We start from the raw sequence: 278 nt of genomic DNA, 5'->3' as shown, positions 1-278 counted from the left end.
ATACAGCCGAGCCCGTTCAAACTACTCGAGGCGTCCAACCGTCCATTCCGCTACATCAGCATCCCGCCGTCGGTCATCGAGGAATACAACAAGAAGACCGGCGCGAACTTTCACATTCGGCGTTATCCGCCTAACACTCTTCCCAACCAGCCGGAAGAAGTGACGACCTTCGGCAACTATCTGCTGTTGACCGCCCACAAGTCGTTTCCGGAAGACCTGGCCTATGAGCTCACCAAGCTGTGGGTGAAGATGGGTCCCGTGGTTGCGCAGTACAACGC

Annotated in this window: 1 protein-coding gene; it reads left to right on the top strand. The window is 56.5% G+C overall.

The window, feature by feature from the left end; translation table 11 throughout:
- The coding region (locus tag ACTFO6_RS18715; protein ID WP_439935866.1) for a TAXI family TRAP transporter solute-binding subunit at positions 1-278 on the top strand (278 nt) is incomplete at both ends.

Origin of the sequence: Pelomicrobium sp. G1, from assembly GCF_051905455.1 — a bacterium.
Lineage (GTDB): Bacteria > Pseudomonadota > Gammaproteobacteria > Burkholderiales > UBA6910 > Pelomicrobium.
Note: the sequence above shows the minus strand (reverse complement) of the source record. Positions and strands in the feature narration are given on the sequence as shown.